The organism is Pantoea sp. RIT-PI-b (assembly GCF_001187905.1).
Classification (GTDB): Bacteria; Pseudomonadota; Gammaproteobacteria; order Enterobacterales; family Enterobacteriaceae; genus Pantoea; species Pantoea nemavictus.
In genome coordinates, this window is the sequence record NZ_LGIS01000030.1 from 175,734 (window position 1) to 200,484 (window position 24,751).

Annotated in this window: 24 protein-coding genes; 9 read left to right on the forward strand and 15 right to left on the reverse strand. The window is 54.2% G+C overall.

The window, feature by feature from the left end; translation table 11 throughout:
* Positions 1-19: 19 nt before the first annotated feature.
* Complete coding sequence (locus AC790_RS20090; protein WP_049852939.1) at positions 20-352, forward strand: FlxA-like family protein; 333 nt, start codon at positions 20-22, stop codon at positions 350-352.
* On the opposite strand, the gene AC790_RS20095 is transcribed toward AC790_RS20090, so the two are convergent.
* Positions 349-1,269 (reverse strand): LysR family transcriptional regulator, encoded by a 921-nt coding sequence (locus AC790_RS20095; RefSeq protein ID WP_049852940.1) that lies wholly within the window; start codon positions 1,267-1,269, stop codon positions 349-351. The genes AC790_RS20090 and AC790_RS20095 overlap by 4 nt on opposite strands.
* A 102-nt stretch (positions 1,270-1,371) precedes the next feature.
* Here AC790_RS20095 and AC790_RS20100 point away from each other — a divergent pair, with 102 nt between their 5' ends.
* Positions 1,372-2,376, forward strand: a complete 1,005-nt coding sequence (locus AC790_RS20100) for a bile acid:sodium symporter family protein (protein ID WP_049852941.1) — start codon at positions 1,372-1,374, stop codon at positions 2,374-2,376.
* Between the two features lie 31 nt (positions 2,377-2,407).
* Here AC790_RS20100 and AC790_RS20105 read toward each other — a convergent pair whose 3' ends face one another.
* From AC790_RS20105 to zipA, 3 genes are all read right to left on the reverse strand, one after another.
* Complete coding sequence (locus AC790_RS20105; RefSeq protein WP_007889085.1) at positions 2,408-2,626, reverse strand: DUF3820 family protein; 219 nt, start codon at positions 2,624-2,626, stop codon at positions 2,408-2,410.
* 1 nt (position 2,627) lies between these two features.
* Positions 2,628-4,646, reverse strand: coding sequence for an NAD-dependent DNA ligase LigA (gene ligA / locus AC790_RS20110; protein WP_049852942.1), 2,019 nt, complete (start codon positions 4,644-4,646; stop codon positions 2,628-2,630).
* A 68-nt stretch (positions 4,647-4,714) separates the two neighbouring features.
* Positions 4,715-5,695, reverse strand: a complete 981-nt coding sequence (gene zipA / locus AC790_RS20115; RefSeq protein WP_049852943.1) for a cell division protein ZipA — start codon at positions 5,693-5,695, stop codon at positions 4,715-4,717.
* A gap of 217 nt (positions 5,696-5,912) precedes the next feature.
* Between zipA and cysZ the strand changes: the two genes are divergently transcribed.
* The 5 genes from cysZ to crr all read left to right on the forward strand — a co-directional run bounded on the left by cysZ (position 5,913) and on the right by crr (position 10,859).
* The gene (gene cysZ, locus AC790_RS20120; RefSeq protein WP_049852944.1) at positions 5,913-6,671 is read left to right on the forward strand and encodes a sulfate transporter CysZ; all 759 of its coding nucleotides are present in this window, start codon (positions 5,913-5,915) and stop codon (positions 6,669-6,671) included.
* Between the two features lie 140 nt (positions 6,672-6,811).
* Positions 6,812-7,783: a cysteine synthase A gene (gene cysK, locus AC790_RS20125; protein ID WP_007889072.1), complete on the forward strand. Its 972-nt coding sequence runs from the start codon at positions 6,812-6,814 to the stop codon at positions 7,781-7,783.
* A gap of 388 nt (positions 7,784-8,171) precedes the next feature.
* The gene (gene ptsH, locus AC790_RS20130) at positions 8,172-8,429 is read left to right on the forward strand and encodes a phosphocarrier protein Hpr (protein WP_007889063.1); all 258 of its coding nucleotides are present in this window, start codon (positions 8,172-8,174) and stop codon (positions 8,427-8,429) included.
* A gap of 157 nt (positions 8,430-8,586) precedes the next feature.
* Entirely contained in the window at positions 8,587-10,314 is a 1,728-nt protein-coding gene (gene ptsI / locus AC790_RS20135; protein WP_007889058.1) for a phosphoenolpyruvate-protein phosphotransferase PtsI, read from the forward strand.
* 41 nt (positions 10,315-10,355) lie between these two features.
* On the forward strand, positions 10,356-10,859 hold the full coding sequence (crr, locus tag AC790_RS20140; protein ID WP_007889056.1) for a PTS glucose transporter subunit IIA: 504 nt from the start codon (positions 10,356-10,358) through the stop codon (positions 10,857-10,859).
* Positions 10,860-10,996: 137 nt separating this feature from the next.
* Here the strand turns inward: crr and AC790_RS20145 are convergent, their stop codons facing one another.
* From AC790_RS20145 to AC790_RS20190, 10 genes are all read right to left on the reverse strand, one after another.
* The gene (locus AC790_RS20145) at positions 10,997-12,358 is read right to left on the reverse strand and encodes an ATP-binding protein (RefSeq protein ID WP_049852945.1); all 1,362 of its coding nucleotides are present in this window, start codon (positions 12,356-12,358) and stop codon (positions 10,997-10,999) included.
* The gene (locus tag AC790_RS20150; RefSeq protein WP_007889049.1) at positions 12,355-13,035 is read right to left on the reverse strand and encodes a response regulator transcription factor; all 681 of its coding nucleotides are present in this window, start codon (positions 13,033-13,035) and stop codon (positions 12,355-12,357) included. Before AC790_RS20150 ends, AC790_RS20145 begins: the two co-directional genes overlap by 4 nt.
* 176 nt (positions 13,036-13,211) lie before the next feature.
* A complete protein-coding gene (gene cysM, locus AC790_RS20155; RefSeq protein WP_007889046.1) occupies positions 13,212-14,093 on the reverse strand; it encodes a cysteine synthase CysM in 882 nt (293 codons plus the stop codon).
* Positions 14,094-14,165: 72 nt separating this feature from the next.
* Positions 14,166-15,254, reverse strand: a complete 1,089-nt coding sequence (gene cysA / locus AC790_RS20160; protein ID WP_049852946.1) for a sulfate/thiosulfate ABC transporter ATP-binding protein CysA — start codon at positions 15,252-15,254, stop codon at positions 14,166-14,168.
* Entirely contained in the window at positions 15,244-16,116 is an 873-nt protein-coding gene (cysW, locus tag AC790_RS20165; RefSeq protein WP_049852947.1) for a sulfate/thiosulfate ABC transporter permease CysW, read from the reverse strand. The genes cysA and cysW overlap by 11 nt, the downstream gene beginning before the upstream one ends.
* Positions 16,116-16,949, reverse strand: a complete 834-nt coding sequence (gene cysT, locus AC790_RS20170; RefSeq protein WP_007889038.1) for a sulfate/thiosulfate ABC transporter permease CysT — start codon at positions 16,947-16,949, stop codon at positions 16,116-16,118. The genes cysW and cysT overlap by 1 nt, the downstream gene beginning before the upstream one ends.
* Positions 16,949-17,965 carry a sulfate ABC transporter substrate-binding protein gene (locus AC790_RS20175; protein WP_007889036.1) on the reverse strand — a complete coding sequence of 339 codons (1,017 nt, stop codon included), beginning with the start codon at positions 17,963-17,965 and terminating at the stop codon, positions 16,949-16,951. The genes cysT and AC790_RS20175 overlap by 1 nt, the downstream gene beginning before the upstream one ends.
* 192 nt (positions 17,966-18,157) lie before the next feature.
* Positions 18,158-18,772: an RpoE-regulated lipoprotein gene (locus AC790_RS20180; protein WP_049852948.1), complete on the reverse strand. Its 615-nt coding sequence runs from the start codon at positions 18,770-18,772 to the stop codon at positions 18,158-18,160.
* 63 nt (positions 18,773-18,835) lie between these two features.
* Entirely contained in the window at positions 18,836-19,297 is a 462-nt protein-coding gene (locus AC790_RS20185; RefSeq protein WP_007889034.1) for a DUF2919 domain-containing protein, read from the reverse strand.
* Positions 19,297-19,722 carry a GNAT family acetyltransferase gene (locus AC790_RS20190; RefSeq protein WP_007889032.1) on the reverse strand — a complete coding sequence of 142 codons (426 nt, stop codon included), beginning with the start codon at positions 19,720-19,722 and terminating at the stop codon, positions 19,297-19,299. The genes AC790_RS20185 and AC790_RS20190 overlap by 1 nt, the downstream gene beginning before the upstream one ends.
* A 211-nt stretch (positions 19,723-19,933) precedes the next feature.
* Between AC790_RS20190 and amiA the strand changes: the two genes are divergently transcribed.
* Both amiA and hemF read left to right on the forward strand, forming a co-directional pair.
* Complete coding sequence (gene amiA, locus AC790_RS20195) at positions 19,934-20,791, forward strand: N-acetylmuramoyl-L-alanine amidase AmiA (protein WP_049853033.1); 858 nt, start codon at positions 19,934-19,936, stop codon at positions 20,789-20,791.
* Between the two features lie 48 nt (positions 20,792-20,839).
* Positions 20,840-21,751, forward strand: coding sequence for an oxygen-dependent coproporphyrinogen oxidase (gene hemF, locus AC790_RS20200; RefSeq protein ID WP_049852949.1), 912 nt, complete (start codon positions 20,840-20,842; stop codon positions 21,749-21,751).
* A gap of 466 nt (positions 21,752-22,217) precedes the next feature.
* Here the strand turns inward: hemF and maeB are convergent, their stop codons facing one another.
* Positions 22,218-24,497 carry an NADP-dependent oxaloacetate-decarboxylating malate dehydrogenase gene (gene maeB / locus AC790_RS20205; RefSeq protein ID WP_049852950.1) on the reverse strand — a complete coding sequence of 760 codons (2,280 nt, stop codon included), beginning with the start codon at positions 24,495-24,497 and terminating at the stop codon, positions 22,218-22,220.
* Between the last annotated feature and the right edge of the window lie 254 nt (positions 24,498-24,751).

Genomic DNA, 24,751 nt, shown 5'->3' on the forward strand with positions numbered 1-24,751 from the left:
CTATTGCAAGGAGAAAACCATGTCTACCATCTCAAGCGTTAGTAGTTTCAGCACGGCAAGTAGCGGTGGCGGTTCTACCTCAGAAATCGCGAGCCTTAATAAACAGATTCAAACCATTACCAAGCAGCTGAAAGATCTTTCCAGCGACGATACCCTGACAGATGAACAAAAATCTGAGCAGGAGCAGATGCTGCAATCACAGATTCAAATGATTGAAGCGCAAATCGCGCAGATTGAGCAGCAGCAAGCAGAGAAAGCCCAGCAGAAGCAGGAAGCACAGCAACCTGCTGCACCCCAGGCTGATGGCATTAACCGTCCAACGGATACCAATCAGATCAACGTTTACGTTTAAAACGCAGGTTTTAGCATGCGTTGTTGCGTCAGCAGGGTTGCCTGCTGACGCACTTCATGCCAGATGGCTTCCGCCGCGGGCGTTAGCGAGCGGTTTTTCCGCTTTATCAGCATCAAACTACGATTAATTTCCGGATAGAGACGGCGCACCGTAAGTTTGCGTCCTGATGGCAACGGCAGCGCCAGCGCCGGCAAAATGCTGATACCAATCCCCGCTTCCACCATCGGATAAAGCGTGGCGGGATGACCGATTTCCTGCACCACATTCACACTGAGCGCCAACTGTTGCAGCGCGGCATCGACCAAAACGCGGCTGCCAGAAGCATAATCCTGCAGCACCATATTACGTCCTGCCAGCATTGACCATTGCGCCTGTTCTATGCGCGCCAGCTCATCATCTGCATGGCACAGCAGTAAAAAAGGCTCCTGCAAAATCTCTTCGCTATCGAAATCGGTATCATTGAGTGGGCCGATGACAATCCCAAAATCGACCTCGGCGTTGCGTACGCTTTGCAGCACCCATTGCTGAACTCTATCGTGCAGGATCACCCGGATATCGGGATAGCGCTGCTGGCTGCTGGCGAGACATTGCGGCATTAAATGTGCAGAAGGCGTTTGGCTGGCAGCCACGCGCACCGTGCCGCTACGCTGTTCGCCATAGCTGCGCACATCCAAAACCGCGGTATTGAGATCGTCCAGCAGGCGATTAAGCCGCGTGGCCAGCTGTTGTCCCGCTTCGGTGAGCATCACTTCACGCGTAGTACGATCCAGCAAACGGACGCCCATTTCTGCTTCCAACTCTTTAATGCTGTGGCTGACCGCCGACTGACTCAAACCAATCGCTTGTCCTGCCAGACTGAAGCTGCCGTGATGTGCGACTGCCACAAAGGTGCGTAGCTGACGTAAGGTATAATTCATCGATAATGCTCATAGATTGATGCAATAAATCAATTTTATTTCTAAACCCAGCGGGCGCACAATCTGCACCATCATTTTTTTAAATTTAACCGGATTTTAACAATGGGATTTTTACGCCTCGATCCAATGATGATTAAACTCATCATCACCGTGCTGCTGGCCAGCTTCATTCCTGCTAAAGGTGTCTTTGTCGACATTTTCGAATATCTGACCACCGCCGCCATCGCCCTGCTGTTCTTTATGCATGGCGCAAAATTGTCGCGTGAAAAGATCATTGCCGGGAGCAGCCACTGGCGTTTGCACCTATGGATTATGTGCAGCACCTTTGTCATTTTCCCGATTATTGGCTTGCTGATCGTTTGGTGGCATCCGGTGAACGTGAGCCCGGAGATCTACACCGGCTTTATCTATCTGTGTATTCTGCCAGCGACCGTGCAGTCATCCATCGCTTTCACCTCAATGGCGGGTGGCAACGTGGCCGCTGCGGTATGTGCCGCTTCGGCCTCCAGCCTGCTGGGCGTATTTATTTCGCCACTGCTGGTGAATCTGGTGATGAATGTGCACAGCGAAATGCCAGGCAATGGTCTGGAGCAAATTGGCAAAATCATGCTGCAACTGCTGGTGCCGTTTGTTTTAGGGCATTTGTCGCGCCGCTGGATTGGTGCCTGGGTTGAGAAACATCGCAGCCTGATTGGCAAAACTGACCAAACCTCAATTCTGCTGGTGGTCTACTCCGCCTTTAGCGAAGCGGTGGTGAACGGTATCTGGCATCGCGTTGGCGTTGATACCTTGCTGTGGATTTTAGTGGGCAGCGTGCTGGTACTGTTTATCGCGTTGGCGATTAACCTGGCTGCATCGCGTTTGTTTGGCTTTAGCCGCGCAGATGAAATTGTGGTGCTGTTCTGTGGCTCGAAAAAGAGCCTGGCGAATGGGGTACCCATGGCCAACATTCTGTTCCCGGCCAGTTCCGTGGGGATTATCGTCTTACCGCTGATGATCTTCCATCAGGTGCAATTAATGGTGTGCTCTTTCATTGCCCAACGCTATAAGGCCGGCAATGAGAAGCGACTGGCGCAGCAGCAGTCAGTTGAAATTCAGAAATCTTAAGGAAAACGGCCCGCAAATGCGGGCCGTTTTGTTATTCGCTACGTTTGAGCGGTTTGACCAGACCTTCCAGCCCCTCACTCTTGATCACCAACGTTAACTGCATTAATTCACCTAGCTTACCGGCCGGAAATTCATCTTTGCGCGCGAACCACAACAGATACTCTTCCGGCACATCAATCAGTACCCGGCCTTTATATTTGCCGAACGGCATCACGGTATTGGCAATTTCAACCAGCTGCTGTTTATCCACGTTAGGCTCCGAGCAGACGAATCATTTCCGCTTCATCGATCACCGGAATACCCAGCTCCTGCGCTTTCGCCAGCTTGGAACCGGCCGCTTCACCGGCGATCAGTAAGTCGGTTTTCTTCGACACGCTGCCGCTGACTTTAGCCCCCAGCGCTACCAGACGCTCTTTGGCATCATCACGATTCATCTGCGACAGTGAGCCCGTCAGGACCACGGTTTTACCGGAAAACGGACTATCAATCTCTTCTGCATTCACCACTTCAACCGGCGGCCAATGCACGCCAATCTCTTCCGTAAGATCGCGAATAACGGCGCGGTTGCTCTCTTCGTCCATAAAGTTACGCACATGCGTCGCTACCACTTTGCCCACGTCCTGCACCTCAATCAGCGCATCAAGATCGGCATTCATTACCTTTTCCAGTTCGCCAAAGTGGTTGGCGAGGTTGGCGGCAGTGGCTTCACCGACTTCACGAATGCCCAGCGCGTACAGGAAACGCGGCAAGGTAGTGAGTTTGGCCTTTTCCAGCGCATCGACGACATTCTGCGCCGATTTTGGCCCCATACGATCCAGTCCGGTTAGCTTACCGGCAGTCAGACGGAACAGATCGGCTGGCGTTAACACGTACTCTTTTTCCACCAGCTGATCGATGATTTTGTCGCCCATGCCATCAACATCCATCGCACGACGTGAGACGAAATGCTTGAGCGCCTCTTTGCGCTGCGCGCCACATATGAGGCCGCCGGTACAACGCGTTACCACTTCGCCTTCAACGCGTTCTACGTCAGAACCACAAACCGGACAATGACTGGGGAAGACAATTTCGCGCGTCTCTTGCGGGCGCTCAGACTCCACCACGTTGACCACTTGCGGAATGACATCGCCCGCACGGCGGATCACCACCTTGTCGCCAATGCGCAGCCCAAGTCGCGCGATTTCATCGGCGTTATGCAGCGTGGCGTTGCTTACTATCACGCCAGCCACTTGCACCGGCTCCAGGCGCGCCACTGGCGTTATCGCGCCGGTACGACCTACCTGGAACTCGACATCGCGCACAAACGTCATCTGTTCCTGCGCCGGGAATTTAAACGCTACCGCCCAACGCGGCGCACGAGCCACAAAGCCAAGCTGCTCCTGCAGCGCTTGTGAATCGACTTTTATTACCACACCATCGATGTCAAATCCGAGCGATGGACGCTCCTGCTCAACCTGACGATAAAATGCCAGCACTTCTTCGGCGCTATGCGCCAGACGAATACGATCGGTAACCGGCAATCCCCACGCCTTAAACTGCTGCAGACGTTGCCAATGGCTGGCGGGCATTTCACCGCCTTCTAACAGACCAAAACCGTAGCAGAAGAAGGTCAGAGGACGTTTAGCTGTGATACGAGGGTCAAGCTGACGCAATGAACCCGCCGCTGCATTACGTGGGTTAGCAAAGACTTTAGCGCCGGTACGACGCGCTTCCTCGTTGAGCTTTTCAAAGCCGCTTTCAGTGATAAATACTTCGCCACGCACTTCTACGCGCGCGGGAATGTTGTCGCCATGCAGGCGCAGGGGAATAGCATGAATGGTACGCACGTTCGCCGTAATGTTCTCGCCGGTAGTGCCATCGCCGCGCGTTGCTGCACGAACCAGCAAGCCATCTTCGTAGAGCAAACTTACCGCTAAACCATCAAGCTTGAGCTCACAGCAGTAAGTCAGGTCGTCGGTGCTTTTAAGGCGATCCTGCACGCGTTTGTTGAAGGCAAGAAAGCCCGCTTCGTCAAAGGTGTTATCCAGCGACAACATCGGTACTTCATGGCGCACCTGTTCAAAAGCGGCCAGCGGTGCCGCGCCCACGCGTTGCGTAGGTGAATCAGGCGTAATCAAATCAGGATGAGCACTTTCCAGCTCGCGCAACTGCAGCATTAATCGGTCATATTCTGCATCCGGAATTTCCGGCGTATCCATCACGTGATAGAGATATTCGTGGTGACGTAACGTGGTGCGCAGCGCGGTGATCTGCTCCTGAACCGATTTCATAGTCTCTTATCCGATAAAAAACCCCCGACATGCGGGGGTTATATTTAGTTTGATTCAGTTAGCGGCGATTAACCGATAACTTCGCGAATACGCGTTTTGTAGGTTTCCAGCTTCTGTGGCGTCATCATGCGACGCTCATCATCCAGCACCACACCGCCAACATCATCAGCGATACGTTGGGCGGATTGCAGCATCAGTTTGAAATTCTGATTCGCATCACCGTATGACGGCACCATCATAAAGATGGAGATGCCCGGCGTGGAGAAATTGCCCATTTCATCCGGATCGAAAGAACCTGGTTTCACCATATTCGCCAAACTGAACAGCACTGGGCCGCTGCCTGCCGGGCTGAGATGACGATGGAAAATGTTCATTTCACCAAACTGGAAGCCGGCCTGCAGAATGCCCTGCAACAGCGCTTCACCGTTCAGTTCACCACCTGCATGTGCAGCGACGTGCAGCACTAACACCGCTTCTTTTTTACTGCCCGGCGCTGCAGCTTGCTGCGGCGCTTCATTGTGATGCGCGACAGGCGCTTCATGTTCCAACTTAGGCTCTTCTGCCGCCTGGAACTCTGGCGCAGGCTGAGTGGCTGAAAGCGGCTCATTATCCAATAAAGGATCAGCCTGAATCGGCTGTGCTACAGGTGCTGGGGTTGGCTTGACCGGTGGCGCCTGGACCGGGGCAGCAGGTTTCCGGGCTTCCGGCTCATCATCAAGTAGCGGATCACCTAATAAGGGAGCGGATTGGCGTGATACTGGCTGACGCGCAGGCTCAGGTGCACGTGACGGATTAACCGGACGTGGCGTAAATTCAGGCTCTTCATCAGCATCACGATGACGGCGCACGCGGACTTCGCCGACGCCATCATCATCTTCTTCGCTCAGCAGATCTTCATCGGCTTCTTCGCGCTGTTTCAGACGTTTGTGCGGGCGATCACGAAACACGGAGGAGCGCTCTTTACGGCTGGTCCACAGTCCATGAAGTAGCAGCGCTATTATGGCGATCGCGCCAACAACGATTAATATCAGACGCAAATCCTGCATCATTGTATTCTCTGTTGTTCCAATACCTTGCCACCACGGCAAACTTTATCCTCTAACTGTATTTGCCCAGCTAAACAAGTGCAAGTCTGTGCAGTATTTTCTGACAAATTAGATAGCTGCCCCACGCTTTTTTGCTGTTTTTTCGCGCAAAGCATGCCTGTAGCCGATAAAAAGCCAGGTTATGATGTTCGCGCCGCTATTTTTAGGAGAAAGGCTCGCTATGCCCGCCGTGAATTCAGTCTCAACATTTAATGGTGTTCACTACTTTGCCGAAGGATGGAAACTGGTGCGCCTGCCAGGCATTCGTCGCTATGTCATCATGCCGCTACTGATCAACATCCTGCTGCTTGGCGGAGCCTTTATCTGGCTGTTCCAGCGTCTTGGTTTGTGGATCCCTGCCATGATGTCGTATATCCCTGACTGGCTGCAGTGGTTGAGCTATCTGCTGTGGCCACTCTCGGTAATCACGATTGTGTTGGTGTTCAGCTATTTCTTTTCAACCATCGCTAACTTACTTGCCGCACCGTTTTGCGGCTTACTTGCTGAACAGCTGGAAGGTCGTTTGACGGGTACACCGCTGCCCGATAGCGGCTGGATGGGGCTGGTTAAAGATGTTCCACGCATCATGAAACGAGAATTACAGAAGCTCGGCTACTACTTGCCGCGTGCGCTCGGTTTATTACTGCTTCACTTCATCCCCGGATTTGGACAAACCGTTGCCCCCATTCTATGGTTTTTATTCAGTGCGTGGATGCTGTCGGTGCAATATTGCGACTATCCGTTTGATAATCACAAGGTGAGCTTCCATCAGATGCGCCGGGCTTTACGCCAGCATAAAACGGCAAATATGCAGTTTGGTGCGCTGGTAAGCCTGTTCACCATGATTCCCATTATCAATCTGGCCATTTTGCCTGTCGCCGTGTGCGGCGCAACGGCAATGTGGGTGGATCGTTACCGCCCGCAGCATGCGCGTCATTAAAGCGTTAAATTGCCTTATGCATTTTTGCATAAGGCTTATGGTTGTGCGCTATATAGATATGCGATTTCTTTCCTTCCGCACATCGGCAGAAAAGGTATGCTCTGAGGGTTCCCAATATTTCATACAGTTAAGGACGAGCTATGAGTAAGATCTATGAAGACAACTCTCTGACAATTGGTCATACGCCGCTGGTTCGACTGAACCGCATCGGTAACGGCCGCATTCTGGCTAAGGTCGAGTCGCGCAACCCGAGCTTCAGCATCAAATGCCGTATCGGTGCCAATATGATTTGGGACGCGGAAAAACGCGGTATTCTAAAACCGGGTGTTGAACTGGTTGAACCCACCAGCGGTAACACCGGTATTGCCCTGGCTTATGTGGCCGCAGCGCGCGGTTACAAGCTGACGCTGACCATGCCAGAAACCATGTCGATTGAACGCCGTAAGTTGCTCAAAGCGTTGGGCGCGAACCTGGTGCTGACCGAAGGTCCAAAAGGCATGAAAGGTGCCATCGCCAAAGCGGAAGAGATTGTTGCCAGCGATCCCGATAAATATGTCCTGCTGCAGCAGTTCAGCAATCCGGCAAACCCTGAAATCCACGAGAAAACCACCGGCCCAGAAATCTGGGAAGATACCGATGGCGAAGTGGATGTATTCATCGCTGGCGTCGGCACGGGCGGTACGCTGACTGGCGTGAGCCGCTACATCAAAAATACCAAAGGTAAGAAAGAGCTTATTACCGTTGCGGTTGAACCGACTGATTCCCCTGTTATCGCCCAAGCGTTGGCTGGCGAAGAGATTAAGCCAGGCCCGCACAAAATTCAGGGCATCGGTGCCGGCTTCATTCCGGGTAACCTTGATCTGAAACTGATTGACCGTGTTGTGGCGATCACTAACGAAGAAGCTATCAGCACCGCACGCCAGCTGATGGAAGAGGAAGGCATTCTGGCAGGGATCTCCTCGGGCGCCGCAGTTGCCGCAGCGTTGAAGTTGCAGGAAGATGAAGCCTTTGCAAATAAGAATATTGTGGTGATTCTGCCCTCCTCCGGCGAGCGCTATTTAAGTACTGCACTGTTTGCCGATCTTTTCACTGAGAAAGAACTGCAGCAGTGATGCCAGAATTCTGAAACTGACGAAAAAAGCACCCAAATGGGTGCTTTTTTGTGGTGCAGATCTCACTTTTATCACCAGACAGATTGCTTTCAGTGATGGGGCTCTGGTATTTAAGCTTCCAATTATTTCGGTGCCTGAAATTAATCTCCCTTTGAAGTGGATCAAGCTGAATCGATTTACTGATTTGGCGAAACGGCGAATCACGGCATAATGAGAAGAGTGACGTATTCGTGCAGTTTTTGATCTGTCACTGTTAATGACGTACTCATTCGAGCGCATTTTTTGGTGAGCTTAATGCCATACCAGCGCACCTACACAGGCTAAAGTTACGGCTCCAGGCTAGACTTTAGATCCATAACACCAAACCTGATAAAGTTGGGGAAATAGAATGTTCCAGCAAGAAGTTACCATTACCGCACCTAACGGCCTTCATACCCGTCCTGCAGCTCAGTTCGTGAAAGAAGCAAAGGCTTTCCAGTCAGAAATCACTGTGACTTCCAATGGCAAATCCGCCAGCGCGAAAAGCCTGTTCAAACTGCAGACTTTGGGTCTGACTCAGGGTACGGTTGTTACGCTGTCTGCTGAAGGTGAAGATGAGCAGCAAGCGGTTGAGCACCTGGTCAAGCTGATGGCTGAGCTGGAGTAACCGGCTCAGTTCGCAACTAAACCGACCCCTTTGCCCCATTGAGTGCAAATATCTTGATCGCGGACAACCTGTCCGCGTTATTGCATCTTTAGAGTACTGCTCCGCGACAGTGGCGACGCATTGGGTCAATGAGCCATCGTGATTAAAAGGTAGGGTTATGATTTCAGGCATTTTAGCATCACCGGGTATCGCTTTCGGCAACGCACTGCTGCTGAAGGAAGATGAGATCGTCATTAGCCGTAAAAAAATTACCGACGATCAGGTTGAGCAGGAAGTTCAGCGCTTCCTCGATGGACGCAGCAGCGCTGCTTCACAGCTCGAAGCCATTCGCATTAAAGCCGGTGAAACCTTCGGTGAAGAGAAAGCTGCGATCTTTGAAGGTCACATCATGCTGCTCGAAGACGAAGAGCTTGAGCAGGAAATCATCGACCTGATTAAAAAAGATCACGCCACTGCTGATGCTGCCGCTCACTCTGTGATCGAAGGCCAGGCCGTTGCGCTGGAAGAGTTGGACGACGAATACCTGAAAGAGCGTGCGGCTGATGTACGTGATATCGGTAAGCGTCTGCTGCAGAACATCCTGGGTCTGCACATTGTCGACCTGAGCGCGATTGCTGAAGAATCTATTCTGGTGGCCAAAGATTTAACGCCTTCAGAAACCGCACAGCTGAACCTGAAAAAGGTGCTGGGCTTTATTACCGATCTGGGTGGCCGTACTTCTCACACCTCGATCATGGCGCGTTCGCTTGAGCTGCCTGCCATTGTCGGCACCGGCAACGTCACCGCAACCGTGAAAAACGGTGATTTCCTGATCATTGATGGCGTGAATAACAAAATTTACGTTAATCCATCAGAAGATGTGCTGGAAGAGCTGAAAGCCATTCAGACACAATACCTGTCTGAGAAGCATGAGCTGGCAAAACTGAAAGATCTGCCGGCGATTACGCTGGACGGACATCAGGTTGAAGTCTGCGCCAACATCGGTACCGTGCGCGACGTCGCGGGTGCTGAACGTAACGGCGCTGAAGGCGTTGGCTTGTATCGTACCGAATTCCTGTTTATGGACCGTGATTCACTGCCAACTGAAGAAGAGCAGTTCCAGGCTTACAAAGCCGTGGCGGAAGCTGTGGGTTCACAGGCGGTCATCGTGCGTACCATGGATATCGGTGGCGACAAAGATCTGCCTTACATGAACCTGCCGAAAGAGGACAACCCGTTCCTCGGCTGGCGCGCGATCCGTATCGCGATGGACCGTAAAGAGATTCTGCATGCGCAGCTGCGCGCAATTCTGCGTGCCTCCTCTTTCGGTAAATTACGCATCATGTTCCCAATGATTATTTCAGTAGAAGAAGTTCGCATCCTGAAAGGCGAGCTGGAGCTGCTGAAAGCGCAACTGCGCGAAGAGGGCAAATCCTTTGATGAGACCATTGAAGTGGGCATCATGGTGGAAACGCCAGCTTCCGCAGTGATTGCTCGCCATCTGGCGAAAGAAGTCGACTTCTTTAGTATTGGGACAAATGACCTGACGCAGTATACTCTGGCGGTCGATCGTGGTAATGATTTGATTTCACACCTCTATAACCCAATGACGCCGTCTGTTCTTGGCCTCATTAAGCAAGTGATCGATGCATCACATGCCGAAGGGAAATGGACCGGCATGTGTGGTGAGCTGGCTGGTGATGAACGTGCTACACTACTGTTACTGGGAATGGGGCTGGATGAATTCAGCATGAGCGCCATTTCAATCCCAAGCATCAAGAAGATCATTCGTAATACTAATTTCGAAGATGCGAAGGCATTGGCGGAGCAGGCTCTGGATCAACCGACAGCGGATGATTTGATGAATTTGGTCAACAAGTTCATTAAAGAAAAAACGCTCTGCTGATCCACGGACGCTAGCCTCAAATTACTGCTTAGGAGAAGATCATGGGTTTGTTTTCTAAACTTTTTGGCGAAAAATCAGAGAGCGCGTCAGGCACTATTGATATCGTTGCGCCTCTGTCAGGCGAAATCGTAAATATCGAAGACGTACCTGATGTGGTATTCGCTGAGAAAATTGTTGGCGACGGTATCGCAATCAAACCAACCGGCAACAAAATGGTTGCACCAGTTGATGGTACTATCGGCAAGATTTTCGAAACTAACCACGCATTTTCAATCGAGTCTGATAACGGCATTGAGCTATTTGTTCACTTCGGTATCGATACGGTTGAGCTTAAAGGTGAAGGTTTCAAACGCATCGCTGAAGAAGGCCAGAAGGTTAAGAAAGGCGACGTGGTGATCGAGTTTGATCTGGCATTGCTGGAAGAGAAAGCTAAATCCACGCTGACGCCGGTTGTAATCTCGAACATGGACGAGATTAAAGACCTGATCAAACTCTCCGGTCAGGTAACGGTAGGCGAAACGCCGGTTATCCGTATCAGGAAGTAAGCTTCGGCTGATTCGTGAGAATTAAAAACGGCGCCCATTGGGTGCCGTTTTTGTTTGAGAGAATGGTTGAACCTACCGGCTTCCTGCCTTTATCAGCAAACAAAATGCCTGAAGAGGTTGAACACCCACGTAAAATATTAATCCTGCTTCCAGCGCGGCAGCCTTAACGTCAACTCTAATCCCCCTTCCGGGCGATTTACCGCCTGTACTTCACCGTGATGCGCCAGAATCACTTTGCGTACGATGGAAAGCCCCAATCCATAGCCTTTACCCATCAGCGGTGAATTGACGCGGACAAAGGGATCAAAAATGCTCGAGAGCTTCTCATCATCCACGCCCGGTCCTTGATCGCGCACGCTAATCGCCAGCCACTGATTTTCCGCTTGTAAGCTCACGTTGATGTGTTGCCCTTTATGCGAGAAACGCAGCGCATTACGCAGCACATTCTCTACGCCACGGCGGATCAGCTCGGCGTTGCCATGAACGGTATAATCCGCATTTTCATCAACATGAAAATCGACTTTCACACCCGGAATCTGCGCTTCGTAGCGCACATCTGTTACCACCGCATGCAGCAGCCCAGTCAGGTCGAAATATTGCTCGCCCGGCATACTCTCGTGCTCAGCACGCGAAAGTGTTAGCAGCTCACCAATCATCTTATCGAGGCGGCGCGCTTCCTCATCAATACGATTGAGTGAAGATGCTACCGATTCTGGTGTCTGGCGCGCCAGTCCGGTCGCCAGCTGCAAACGCGCCAGCGGTGAACGTAGCTCGTGCGAAATATCATGCAGCAGCTCCTCACGCGCTTTTACCAGCGTATCAAGGCGCTCTACCATTGCGTCAAAGTCCTGCGCAACGTTCGAGAGCTCATCATGGCGTTTACGCATCACCGGATAGAGTCGCACCGATAAGTCGCCGCTGGAGACGCGCGCAAAGCCTTCGCGCAGTTGACGCATCGGACGCGTCAGGTTCCACGCCAGTAGCAGGCTGAACAGCAGCCCGAGCGCACCGGCGAAGGTGAACATCGGTTCAGGAATATTGAGGATACGGCGCGGCCCGCCACCGCCCATCGAACTGTCTTGCCGCAAGCCTTTAACGTCGTAGCGCAGTTCATACTGTTTACCGTCCTGCCCTTTCACCCAACGCACAATGACTTCGGGAAAAGGTCCATGGAAGGGTGCACTAAAGGTTTCAGGCGGAGCATTACCTGACATGGCAGCAGGTTTATCGTGCTGAATAACAGAAAAAAATTGACGGTCGTTCGGTTCCCAATCCGCCATCATGTCATCCAGCGAACTGAGTCCACCGCGTTCCAGAACCGAAACCGCCGATGCCATTTGCAGATTAACGATGCGGCGAATGGCGACGATCTCCGGCGGCTCATGACGATTACCCGATAGCGTAAAGCCAAGCCACAACAGTTGGCTGATGATGACAAACACAATCCAGAAGCCCAGCAAAATCTTCCAAAACATGCGGCCGCGGTAGCTGTGTTTCATCGAATGCGGTAACCAATACTGCGCACTGTTTCAATGTTGATGCTATCGGCGGTTAAGGCTGCCAACTTTTGGCGGATGTTACTGATATGCACGTCAACGCTGCGATCGTAGGCTTCGCGCGGACGGCCAAGCCCCTTTTCCGACAGTTCATCCTTTGACACCACGCGATCCGGCGCGCGCAGCAGCAGATCCAGCAAGTTAAACTCAGATGCCGTCAGATCGAACGCTTTACCCTGCCATTCGGTAATGCGTGTCGCGGGATTAAGGCTAAGATCGCCCCAGCGCAGTAGCTCTTTCTTGTCCGGAACCGGCGCCTGATCTTCAAAGCGACGCAGGACGGCACGCAGACGGGCCACCAGCTCACGCGGGTAGCACGGTTTTGGCATGTAATCGTCAGCACCCATCTCCAGACCAATCACGCGATCGATGTTGTCACCTTTAGCCGTGAGCATAATCACCGGCAAACGGCTGTTCTGCCGCACCTGGCGCAGCACATCAATACCGCTCATATCGGGCAGCATGATGTCGAGAATCATAGCGGTATAGTTGCCCGATAACGCGCCTTCCACACCGGCGCTACCGGTTAAAACCAGCTGCGTTTCAAAGCCTTCAGCAATCAGGTATTGGCTCAGCATGGTACCAAGTTCTACATCATCATCAACAAGCAGAATTTTCATCTTTATCTCTCGCCTAAATTGCCGCTATTTTGTCCTGAGTCCGCAACGAACGCAGCCGATTTTACGCGATCCTTACGTTGCTAACGTCAAATGATTATTACGAAGACTATAGACAAAAATGGCCTGGACGCACCATGACAGTACGTGCAGGCCAGATAACAGGCGGGAAAGAGGAATCAGTGGAAAACCCCAGTGGAGAGATAGCGGTCGCCACGATCGCAAATAATCGCCACCACCACGCTGCCAGGCTGCGCTAGCGCAATACGTAATGCGCCAGCAACGGCGCCGCCTGAGCTAACGCCACAGAAAATGCCTTCACGCTGCGCTAGCGCTCGCATGGTTTCTTCCGCTTCTTGCTGCGCCATGTCGATCACGTCATCGACTAAATCAGGACGATAAATGCCGGGCAAATAAGCCTCAGGCCAGCGACGAATGCCAGGAATGCTACTGCCCTCTTGCGGCTGCAGGCCAATCACCTGCACCGCTGGCGCGAACTCTTTCAAGTAGCGACCCACGCCGCTTATGGTGCCGGTGGTGCCCATGCTGGAGACAAAATGCGTCATGCGACCGCGGGTTTGCTGCCAGATTTCCGGGCCGGTAGTGAGATAGTGACCCAGCGGATTATCGGGATTGTTGAACTGATCCAACACCCGTCCTTCGCCGCGATCGGCCATTGCCTGAGCCAGATCTCGCGCGCCCTCCATGCCCTGCTCACGCGTCACCAACAGCAATTCAGCACCGTAGGCGCGCATCGCGTCCTGACGCTCCTGGCTCATGTTATCAGGCATCAGCAAACGCAGTTTGTAGCCTTTCATTGCGGCGATCATCGCCAGCGCAATGCCGGTATTACCGCTGGTCGCTTCAATCAAGGTATCGCCCGGTTTAATCTCACCGCGGAGCTCTGCCTGATGAATCATCGACCAGGCGGCGCGATCCTTTACCGAGCCGGCTGGATTGTTGCCTTCCAGCTTTAGCCAGATTTCGCTGCCGTTGTCAGGCGTCAGACGCTGCAACTTTATCAACGGCGTATTGCCGATGGTATTTTCCAGTGTGGTCACGGTTTGATTCCAGACGAAAGAGAGGCAAATAAAACGGGCGGGAAAGTCCCGCCCGAAGGAGTGTCAAAAATATCAGGCGCTTTCGGCAAAGGCAACCGGGCGCAGCGGCGTAGTACCATGGTAAATTCGCGCCTGTTGCAGGCCGATAAACAGACGTTCGCCACGTATTGGCGCGGTATGGTCGCCGTCGAACACTACGGCGAACGCTTCACCTTGCCAGCCACTCGGCTGTACCACCAGCTGCCAGAAGTGGCCGCGCGGGCTAATTTCCAGCACCTGCACCGGCAGCGGAGTTTCCAGGCTGCTCTGGCGCGATACATCAATTTCCCATGGACGCAGGAACAGCTCTACCTCGCCCTGATGCGCTGGCGTATAGCCTAGCGGCCAGCGATGCGCGGCAACATGGAACTGCGAGCCGTGCACTTCGCCGTCAAAGCGATTCACTTCGCCGAGGAACTCAAGCACAAAGCGGGTAGCCGGATCGCGCCATACGTCATCTGGCGTGCCAACCTGTTCAATATTGCCCTGGCTCATCACTACCACCGTATCGGCCACTTCCATCGCCTCTTCCTGGTCGTGGGTGACGAACACGCTGGTAAACTTCAACTCTTCATGCAGCTGACGCAGCCAGCGACGCAGCTCTTTACGCACCTGCGCATCAAGCGCACCAAACGGCTCATCCAGCAGCAGGATTTGCGGTTCGACGGCCAGCGCACGCGCCAGCGCCACGCGCTGCTTCTGTCCGCCTGAAAGCTGGGCCGGGAAGCGATTGGCCAGATGGGCTAGCTGCACCATCTCCAGCAGACGCGTTACGCGCTTTTTGATCTCTGCCGCATTCGGCCGCTCACGGCGCGGCAGCACGGTCAGACCAAAGGCGATGTTGTCGAACACCGTCATATGGCGGAACAGCGCATAGTGCTGGAACACAAAGCCGACCTGACGATCGCGCGCATGGATGCGGCTCACATCTTTACCATTAAAATGGATCTGCCCGCTATTCTGATGTTCCAGTCCGGCGATAATGCGCAGCAGCGTGGTTTTCCCGGAACCGGACGGTCCCAGCAGCGCCACCATCTTGCCGGAAGGAATATCCAGAGAGATGTCGTTCAGTACCGACGTGCGGTCAAACGCTTTGTTAATCTGTTTAATCTCAATGCTCATGATTTTCCTCCTGTAGGCGCTTCTGCTGATGCTCTAATCGCCACTGCACCACGCTTTTCAGAAACAGCGTTACAATTGCCATCAGGGTCAGCAGCGCGGCGGCGGTAAAAGCGCCTACGGTGTTGTAATCCTGATGCAGTAATTCAACCTGAAGCGGCAAGGTATAGGTTTCGCCGCGAATCGATCCCGAAACTACCGAGACCGCACCAAATTCACCAATGGCACGTGCGTTGGTCAGCACCACGCCATACATCAGTGCCCAGCGGATATTCGGCAGCGTGACGCGACGGAACATCTGCCAGCCGGAGGCGCCAAGCAGCACCGCGGCCTCATCTTCATGACTGCCCTGGCTCAGCATCACCGGCACCAGCTCACGCACCACAAACGGACAGGTAACGAAGATGGTTGCCAGCACCATGCCCGGCCAGGAGAACATAATCTGAATATTGTGCGCATCCAGCCAGCCGCCTGCGGGACCGTTAACACCCCAGAACAGCAGATACATCAAACCGGCGACCACCGGTGATACGGCAAAAGGGATATCAAACAGCGTTAACAGCAGCTGGCGTCCCGGGAAGGTAAAGCGCGTTACTAACCACGCCAGCAGCGTGCCGAATACCAGATTGACCGGCACGGTAATCAGCGCCACCAGGATGGTCAGCCAGATAGCGTGCAACATATCGCCATCTTTCAGGTTATTCAGCGAGGCAACCAAACCCTGGTTGAGCGCTTCCCAAAAGATCGACACCATTGGCACCACCAGCAGCAGGATGGAAACCAGCGCACCGATACCAATCAGCAGCCACTTGCCCCAGTTGATGGGCTGGCGTTCGGCCTGATTGATGTGTGAAATCTCCGCCATCAGTGACCTCCTAAGCGACGGCCAAAGCGGCTCTGCAAGGTGTTAATAGCGAACAGCAACAGCAGCGACGCTGCCATGATCACGGAAGCAATCGCGCTCGCCGCCGGGTAATCGAACTCCTGCAGGCGGACAAAAATCATCAACGAGGTCACTTCCGTTTTCCAGGCAATGTTGCCGGCGATAAAGATCACCGCGCCAAACTCACCAATGCTGCGGGTAAACGACAGCGCGGTACCGGCTAGCAACGCTGGCGCCACTTCTGGCAGCACCACGCGACGGAAACTCTGCCAGCGGGTTGCTCCCAGGGTTTCTGCCGCCTCTTCATATTCCGGACCAAGCTCTTCCAGTACCGGCTGCACGGTGCGCACTACAAACGGGATACTGGTGAACGCCATGGCGACGGCGATGCCAAGCCAGGTGTAAGAAACTTTGATATCAAAATGCGCCAGCCATTGACCGTACCAACCGTTGACCGAAAACAGGCCCGCCAGCGTTAAACCCGCGACTGCGGTGGGCAATGCAAACGGCAGATCCATCAAACCATCCAGCAGCGTGCGGCCTGGGAAGCGATAACGCGTCAGAATCCACGCCATCAACATACCGAACACCGCATTGAACAGCGATGCGACGCCCGCCGCCAGAATCGTCACTTTATACGCGGCAATCAGCTGCGGATGGGTAATCACATCCCAATACTGCGCCAGCGTCATCTGCGACAGCTGCATCAGCAACGCGCTGATCGGCAGCAGCAGAATCAGGCAGGTGAACAGCAAGCTGGTACCAAGGCTCAGTCCAAAGCCTGGCAAGACACGTTTTTGCGTCAGCGCGAACATTAACCGCGCCCCGCTGCCAGCAATTTATCCAGCTCACCGTCGCTGGCAAAATGCGTTTTCATCACGTTATCCCAACCACCAAACGCATCGTTAACATTGAACAGTTCGGTCTGCGGGAAACGATCTTTTTGCTCGGCCATCAGCTGCGGATTGTTCACGCGATAGTAGTAACGGGTGATAATTTTCTGCGCTTCAGGCGAGTAGAGATAATTAAGATAGGCTTTGGCGGCGTCAGTGGTGCCGTTGTGCTCGACGTTCTTGTCGATCCACGCCACCGGGAACTCCGCCAGAATGTTGTTTTTCGGTACGATGACTTCGTATTCGTCTTTGCCGTACTGATTACGGATGTTATTCACTTCCGATTCAAAGCTGATCAGCACATCCCCCAAACCACGCTCGGCAAAGGTGGTGGTAGCGCCGCGACCGCCGGTATCAAACACCTCGACGTTTTTGAGGAACTTCGCCATAAAAGCTTCGGTTTTGGCTTTATCTTTGCCATCAGCCTGATCGGCAGCACCCCACGCGGCAAGATAGGTATAGCGCCCGTTACCTGAGGTTTTGGGATTAGGGAAGATCAGCTTCACGTTGTCGCGCGCCAGATCGGCCCAGCTATGGATCTGCTTCGGATTCCCTTTACGCACCAGGAACGCCATGGTGGAGTAAAACGGTGAACTGCTGTTGGGCAAGCGTTGTTGCCAGTCCGCCGGAATCAGCTGACCTTTGTCATGCAGCACCTGCACATCCGTCACCTGATTGTAGGTCACCACATCGGCGCGCAGGCCTTGCAGAATCGCCAACGCCTGCTTGGAAGAACCGGCGTGCGACTGTTTGATAGTCAGCTTGTCGGTGGGATGCGCGGCGTCCCACTGCTTCTCAAAAGGTGCATTCAGGGCGACGAACAGTTCGCGTGAAACATCATAAGAACTGTTGAGCAATTCGGTCGCTTGCGCCGCACTCGCGATACTCAGCGAGAGCGCGATACCGCCAAGCCATTTTTTCGAAATCGGAAGTGTCATGCAGCACCCTGAAAGACGGCGATTAAGCCAATGTCATTAGATGCTGTCAGTGTATTTATAACTCAGGTGAAAGCTGTAACGGTTTTATATATCGTTTAGGGATTTCAAAGTCTAAAAAGGCATAAGACGGCGGGAGAGTTTATGCAGGAAGTGGAAATATTAGGGACGACCGGGTAGCCGTCCACGTGTCGCCTAGCGCTGCCAGACGAGTTTAGTGATTTTCCAGCTTTTCAAAGTATCGTCCGACGGCATCAAGGCTTCGGGACCATGCCATTCACCGCTATAAATGTAGGAAATGTGCTGGCTGCCCGGCGCACGGCACTCCACATCACGCGCATCCAGACCACTGACCATTTTGCAGTTATTAAAGGCTTTGCTGAACTTAGCGCTGAACAGATCGCCGATTTTGCTGCCGTCCGCCGCTGTAGCATCGGCATCCTGCACCTCAATACGCTCAACGCGGGTGCTGCCGTTAATCACTAATTTAACCTTGTCGCCATCCAGCGCCTGCCAGAAATCGACCACCTGACCATTCTGCGTGCGCATACCCTGACGCAGTTTGTAGTCGCCGTTCAGCGCTTTATTGATGGCCTCTTCCGACATCGAGGTGGTGCTCGTCAGCCCCGCGACGCCTTGTTCGGTCACTTCCAGCGATCCGCCAAACCAGCCCAGCGGGTTGAGCGCTGACCAGTGATAGCTGAGCGGATTATACCAATGGCTTTCGTTGGCGCTAGTTGAGGAACCTGAACTGGCGCAGCCAGCCAGAACCATGCTGCTAACCAGCAATGCGTGACGAACAACTTTCATGAAAACTCCTTGATCTGCTAAGCCGATTGGCGTGCCTGTTGGAGTCGCAAACCGGCAAAAAGTTTACTCGATGTGCTGATGCTCCGGCAGAAAGCAGTCGCGCAGCCGCTGCTGGGTTTGCAGCCAGAACAGAGCGAGCAAATCGAATAGCGTCAATAACAGTGGCAGCGGGGAATCCGGGAAGGCGCCTTGCAGCAAACTGGAACCCTGCCACAGCAGGCTAATCAGCAACGATGCACTCAATACGTGACGCCAACGCTGCCACAGGCGCGGCCAGCGCTGACGATAGCCGGTCAGCAGCAAACCCATAGCGGCCGGAATGCCTAGCGCCAGTCCCAGCCAGAAGCTTTGGCGATCGGGATAGAACAGCGCCAGCAGATCATTACCCTGCTGACGTGATGCGCCCGCCATCACCAGCAGCAGCCAGGTGCGCGCCTGCAATAATAGAATCAGCCAGAAAAGAAACGGCAGCCGCAGCTGCCCTTTTGCATCGTACTCTTCAGGAAGGTATTTTAAACCGATCATTAATACTCACGATCTTCGATCAAACGTTTGCCCAGCAGCAGCGAATCTACCGGCTCGTACTCAAGCTTTTCATAAAACGCCACCACCTGATCGTTCTCTTCGCGCACCATCAAATTGATTTTTGGACAGCCGCGCGCAATCAACTTCTTTTCCAGACGATTCATCAGCGCATTGGCAAAACCACGGCCCTGATAATCGGGGTGCACCGCCAGATAGTAGACGGAACCGCGGTGGCCGTCGTAGCCGCCCATTACCGTGCCGACCACTTCGCCGCCGACTTCCGCCACCAGAAACAGTTCCGGGTCGTGGTTCATTTTACGTTCGATGTCCAACTCTGGATCGTTCCAGGGGCGCAACAAATCGCAACGCTCCCAGAGCGTAATCACTTCTTCAAAATCTTCCTGGCGGAAAGAACGGATTTCCATCGACGTTACCCTGCTGTTAGGCACAATTCGCTGATTATCACGCATTCTTTGTTAGGCGCAACCCTCACGCGTAACAACGGCGCAAAAAAAGCGCGACATGGCTGTTCGTTAGTTGCAATAGAAAGTAAACAGTTGAAATAGTTACGAGGTCGCCGCCTGGCCATTGTTACGCTATAACACTGGGCAGGATTTACCTGCCATGGACCCATTAATGAAGAAGATTTCACTGCTTAAGCGCCTTACCAATCGCCGCCAACTGATTCTTTCCGGTTTAGCGCTGGCGGTGTTATCGCCGCGCGCCGTGCAGGCAACGGAAGAGAACAGCACTCTGCGCGTCAACTCGCGCCACACGCCACCAAAACCGGCGAGCAGCGGCAAACGCATCGTAATGATTGATCCCGGCCACGGCGGCATTGATTCTGGCGCGGTAGGCGAAGAGGGTTCGGAAGAGAAACACATCGTACTGGCCATCGCTAATACCGTGAAGACGCTGCTGCAGTCGCATCCGCGCATTGAAGTGCGCCTGACGCGCGACAGCGACCACTTTATTCCGCTCTATCAGCGCGTCGAAATTGCCCACCAGCACGGCGCTAACCTGTTTATGTCGATTCACGCCGACGGCTACACCAGCCCGGATGCCAACGGTGCTTCCGTGTTTGCCCTCTCCAATCGCGGTGCCAGCAGCGCAATGGCGCGGTATTTGTCGCAGCGTGAAAACGATGCCGACAAAGTGGGCGGCGCCGAGGTGCAGGACAAAGATCATTACCTTAACCAGATCCTGTTCGATCTGGTGCAGACCGATACCATCCGCAACAGCTTAACGCTCGGCAAACACGTGCTGGATCAGATTCGTCCGGTGCATCATCTGCACAGCCAGCACACCGAACAGGCCGCCTTTGCGGTGCTTAAATCGCCGTCGATTCCGTCAGTGCTGGTGGAAACCTCGTTCATTACTAACCCGCGCGAAGAGCAGTTGCTTGGCACTCAGGCGTTCCGCCAGAAAATCGCCAGCGCGATTGCCGATGGTATCGCCCGTTACTTTGATGAGGTCGATCGCCGCGAAGCGTAGCGTTTATCCTGTGGTAGAATCACGGCAAATTTCCGGAACGAGTGACTGATGAGCAATCCCGATATTTCCCGCGTCAAAGCCTTTTTGCTGGCGCTGCAGGATGATATTTGCGCCCAATTAGCGGCGGAAGATGGCAAGGCGAGCTTTGCCGAAGATGCGTGGCAGCGTCCCGGCGGCGGCGGCGGACGCAGCCGCGTGTTGCGCGATGGCGCAGTCTTCGAGCAAGCGGGCGTTAACTTCTCTCACGTGCATGGCGACCAAATGCCGGCTTCTGCCACCGCGCATCGCCCCGAACTGGCGGGCCGCAGCTTTGAAGCGATGGGCGTGTCACTGGTAGTCCATCCCTCCAACCCGTACGTGCCCACCAGCCACGCCAACGTGCGCTTCTTTATTGCGGAAAAGCCGGGTGCCGATCCGGTGTGGTGGTTTGGCGGCGGTTTCGATCTCACGCCCTATTACGGTTTCGAAGAGGATGCGCTGCACTGGCATCAAACCGCGCACGATCTATGCCAGCCGTTTGGCGAAGATATCTATCCACGCTACAAAAAGTGGTGCGACGATTACTTTTACCTCAAGCATCGTGACGAGCAGCGCGGCATTGGCGGGCTGTTTTATGACGATCTCAACACCCCCGATTTTGACTACTGCTTCGATTTCATGCAGGCGGTCGGCAACGGTTTCGCCCAAGCCTATCTCCCGATTGTGGCGAAGCGCAAAGCGCTACCGTGGGGCGAACGTGAGCGCCAGTTCCAGCTCTATCGTCGCGGTCGCTACGTTGAGTTCAATCTGGTGTGGGACCGCGGCACGCTGTTTGGCCTGCAAACCGGCGGCCGCACCGAATCCATTTTAATGTCGATGCCGCCGCTGGTGCGCTGGGAATATGATTATCAACCGGAAGCCGATTCGCCCGAAGCCGCGTTATACCGCGATTTCCTACCGGTGAAGGCGTGGTTGAAATAATCCGTGGGTCGCCATTTATGGCGTAATGTCGTGCAGTTAAGCGCTGAGCGACTTTCGTTCGCATGGAGCAAGTTTCGTTCGCCATTGGCTGAGGCAGTTGCAGCTATGTCGTGCGGCGACCGAGAAGAGGGCGTCTGGCCACGCCCTCTTCACTCCGGGCCCTGCGCCAGCCCATCCCGCCGCTTCGCGGTACCTTCACTCCCTCACGATTCCTGACGGACCGGCGGCGATTCGCTCCTGCTCAGCGCCGCCTCTCGCCGCATCCCTGCGGCTCGCCCTGGAATCCCTCACTCGCTCAGCGGGCTGGGATGTCGCCTCAACACCCGCGCTGCAGCAGCAATGCATGTTCCTGAATCATCATCGCTGTTGCGCTTGTAGGGTCGCCATTCATGGCGACCAGGTTACCCCCGCGGAGCCAGTGCCTTGCTTAACTGACGAGCATTATGCCATTCATGGCTACCTGGTTTTACAATGGCTCGGTCTGCGCCTCCACTACCGCTAATGCCACCATATTCACAATGCGCCGCACCGAGGCGATGCGCGTCAACACATGTACCGGCTTGCTAATCCCCATTAACACCGGCCCCACTGTTACGCCTTCGGAACAGGAGACGCGCAGCAGGTTATAGCTGATGCGCGCCGCCTCCACGTTTGGCATGATCAGCAAATTAGCCGTGCCTTTCAGCGGGCTATCCGGCATCAGCTCGCGGCGAATAGTCTCCACCAGCGCAGCATCGCCGTGCATCTCACCATCAATCTCTAAATTCGGCGCACGTTGCTGGATCAGCGCCAGCACTTCGCGCATCTTACGCGCGCCCGGCGCGTTTGAGGTACCAAAGCTGGAGTGAGACAGCAGCGCCACGCGCGGCTCAATACCAAAGCGGCGCACGGTTTCCGCCGCCAGCAGCGTAATATCCGCCAATTGCTCCGCGCTGGGGTCTTCATTGACGTACGTATCAGCGATAAAGGTATTGCCGCTCGGCAGTAACAGCGCATTCATCGCACCCGCCACTTTCACGTCATCGCGCAGGCCAAACACTTTCTCCACCACGTCGTAATGTTCCTGATAATCGCCAATGGTGCCGCAGATCAGCGCGTCCGCTTCTCCGCGATGCACCATGATCGCGCCAATCAGCGTCGGATTGCCAATCACCGCACGCTGCGCGGTTTCCGGCGTGACGCCGCGCCGTTTCATGATCTGGTAATACTCGCTCCAGTACGCTTTGAAACGCGGATCGGATTCGTTATTAACGATCTCAAAATCCTTCCCCGCTTCGATTTTCAATCCCTGCTTTTGCAGGCGCATAGCGATCACGTTGGGACGACCAATCAAAATCGGCTTCGCCAGCCCGAGCGTTACCAGCTCCTGGGTGGCATGCAGCACGCGCACCTCCTCACCTTCTGCCATTACCACGCGTTTCGGATCTTTACGCGCCTGCGAAAAAATCGGCTTCATAAACAGGTTAGTTTTGTAGACGAACTCGGTGAGCTGCTCGCGATAGGCATCAAAATCACTGATGGGCCGCGTGGCGACGCCCGACTCCATCGCCGCTTTCGCTACCGCTGGCGCAATCTGCACAATTAATCGCGGATCAAAGGGTTTAGGAATCAGATATTCCGGGCCGAAGCTTAAATCCTGATCGTCATACGCTGAGGCCACCACATCGCTCTGTTCCGCCTGCGCCAACGCGGCAATGGCGTGCACCGCCGCCAGCTTCATCTGTTCGTTAATGGCGGTGGCGCCCACGTCCAGCGCGCCACGGAAGATAAACGGGAAGCACAGCACGTTGTTCACCTGATTGGGAAAATCAGAGCGCCCGGTGCAGATAATGGCGTCGGGCCGCACCTGCTTCGCCAGCGGCGGCATGATTTCCGGCTCAGGATTGGCCAGCGCCAGAATCAGCGGATCCTGCGCCATCTTCTGCACCATCTCCGGCGTCAGCGCTTTCGGGCCGGAACAGCCAAGGAAAATATCTGCGCCGCCAATCACCTCATCCAGCGCGCGCGCGCCGCTATCGGCAACCGCATATTCGGCTTTGGTCGGTGTCATATTCGGTTCGCGATCGCGATAGATCACCCCTTTGGAATCGCATACCACAATGTTGTGCTTCTGCATACCGAGCGCCACCAGCAGATTCAGGCAGGCGATGGCCGAGGCGCCCGCGCCCGATACCACCAGCCGCACATCGCTAATGGCTTTTTTGACGATGGTTAAACCGTTGAGTACCGCGGCGGTGCAGATGATTGCCGTGCCGTGCTGATCGTCATGAAACACCGGAATCTGCATGCGCTGGCGCAGCTGCTGTTCAATGTAAAAACACTCCGGTGCCTTAATATCTTCAAGATTAATGCCACCGAAGGTGGGCTCCAGCGCAGCAATCACCTCAATGAGCTTATCGGGATCGTGCTCATCAATTTCGATATCAAACACGTCAATACCGGCGAACTTCTTAAACAGCACGCCCTTGCCTTCCATCACCGGCTTGCTGGCCAGTGCACCAATGTTGCCGAGCCCCAGCACCGCGGTGCCGTTGGTGATCACCGCCACCAGATTGCCGCGCGCGGTGTATTTCCGCGCCGCCAGCGGGTCGGCAGCAATTTCCAGACAAGGCGCGGCCACGCCGGGCGAATAGGCCAGCGCCAAATCGCGCTGCGTAGCTAACGGCTTGGTGGGTGAAACCTGAATTTTTCCGGGGGTGGGAAATTGGTGAAAATCGAGAGCGCTTTGCTTGAGTTGATCGTCCATTAGGCATCCTGTGGCGCAGCTAAATGAGCGTTCAGTATAGGAATCTACGCCACAAAGAAGGGTGAAGGCGCTCAAAGAACCCGCAGTCTTAAAGGCACGGATTGCTACCGCTTCGCCTGCGGCTTTGCCACAGCCTGCTATCCTTATTGATGGCAAAAAGCGTAGCTGAACCGATTAAGGCCCGTCCTCCTTTCACTATCGCACCTCTTAAGCGCCACGACGGCACAATCAGAGAAAACGCATTTTCTTCGTGC

Excerpts from the sequence above, each read along its gene's own strand:
- AC790_RS20090 (WP_049852939.1), top strand. The coding sequence starts at position 20 with ATGTCTACCATCTCAAGCGTTAGTAGTTTCAGCACGGCAAGTAGCGGT.
- AC790_RS20095 (WP_049852940.1), bottom strand. The coding sequence starts at position 1,269 with ATGAATTATACCTTACGTCAGCTACGCACCTTTGTGGCAGTCGCACAT.
- AC790_RS20100 (WP_049852941.1), top strand. The coding sequence starts at position 1,372 with ATGGGATTTTTACGCCTCGATCCAATGATGATTAAACTCATCATCACC.
- ligA (WP_049852942.1), bottom strand. The coding sequence starts at position 4,646 with ATGAAATCGGTTCAGGAGCAGATCACCGCGCTGCGCACCACGTTACGT.
- zipA (WP_049852943.1), bottom strand. The coding sequence starts at position 5,695 with ATGATGCAGGATTTGCGTCTGATATTAATCGTTGTTGGCGCGATCGCC.
- cysZ (WP_049852944.1), top strand. The coding sequence starts at position 5,913 with ATGCCCGCCGTGAATTCAGTCTCAACATTTAATGGTGTTCACTACTTT.
- cysK (WP_007889072.1), top strand. The coding sequence starts at position 6,812 with ATGAGTAAGATCTATGAAGACAACTCTCTGACAATTGGTCATACGCCG.
- ptsH (WP_007889063.1), top strand. The coding sequence starts at position 8,172 with ATGTTCCAGCAAGAAGTTACCATTACCGCACCTAACGGCCTTCATACC.
- ptsI (WP_007889058.1), top strand. The coding sequence starts at position 8,587 with ATGATTTCAGGCATTTTAGCATCACCGGGTATCGCTTTCGGCAACGCA.
- crr (WP_007889056.1), top strand. The coding sequence starts at position 10,356 with ATGGGTTTGTTTTCTAAACTTTTTGGCGAAAAATCAGAGAGCGCGTCA.
- AC790_RS20145 (WP_049852945.1), bottom strand. The coding sequence starts at position 12,358 with ATGAAACACAGCTACCGCGGCCGCATGTTTTGGAAGATTTTGCTGGGC.
- AC790_RS20150 (WP_007889049.1), bottom strand. The coding sequence starts at position 13,035 with ATGAAAATTCTGCTTGTTGATGATGATGTAGAACTTGGTACCATGCTG.
- cysA (WP_049852946.1), bottom strand. The coding sequence starts at position 15,254 with ATGAGCATTGAGATTAAACAGATTAACAAAGCGTTTGACCGCACGTCG.
- cysW (WP_049852947.1), bottom strand. The coding sequence starts at position 16,116 with ATGGCGGAGATTTCACACATCAATCAGGCCGAACGCCAGCCCATCAAC.
- cysT (WP_007889038.1), bottom strand. The coding sequence starts at position 16,949 with ATGTTCGCGCTGACGCAAAAACGTGTCTTGCCAGGCTTTGGACTGAGC.
- AC790_RS20175 (WP_007889036.1), bottom strand. The coding sequence starts at position 17,965 with ATGACACTTCCGATTTCGAAAAAATGGCTTGGCGGTATCGCGCTCTCG.
- AC790_RS20180 (WP_049852948.1), bottom strand. The coding sequence starts at position 18,772 with ATGAAAGTTGTTCGTCACGCATTGCTGGTTAGCAGCATGGTTCTGGCT.
- AC790_RS20185 (WP_007889034.1), bottom strand. The coding sequence starts at position 19,297 with ATGATCGGTTTAAAATACCTTCCTGAAGAGTACGATGCAAAAGGGCAG.
- AC790_RS20190 (WP_007889032.1), bottom strand. The coding sequence starts at position 19,722 with ATGGAAATCCGTTCTTTCCGCCAGGAAGATTTTGAAGAAGTGATTACG.
- amiA (WP_049853033.1), top strand. The coding sequence starts at position 19,934 with ATGAAGAAGATTTCACTGCTTAAGCGCCTTACCAATCGCCGCCAACTG.
- hemF (WP_049852949.1), top strand. The coding sequence starts at position 20,840 with ATGAGCAATCCCGATATTTCCCGCGTCAAAGCCTTTTTGCTGGCGCTG.
- maeB (WP_049852950.1), bottom strand. The coding sequence starts at position 24,497 with ATGGACGATCAACTCAAGCAAAGCGCTCTCGATTTTCACCAATTTCCC.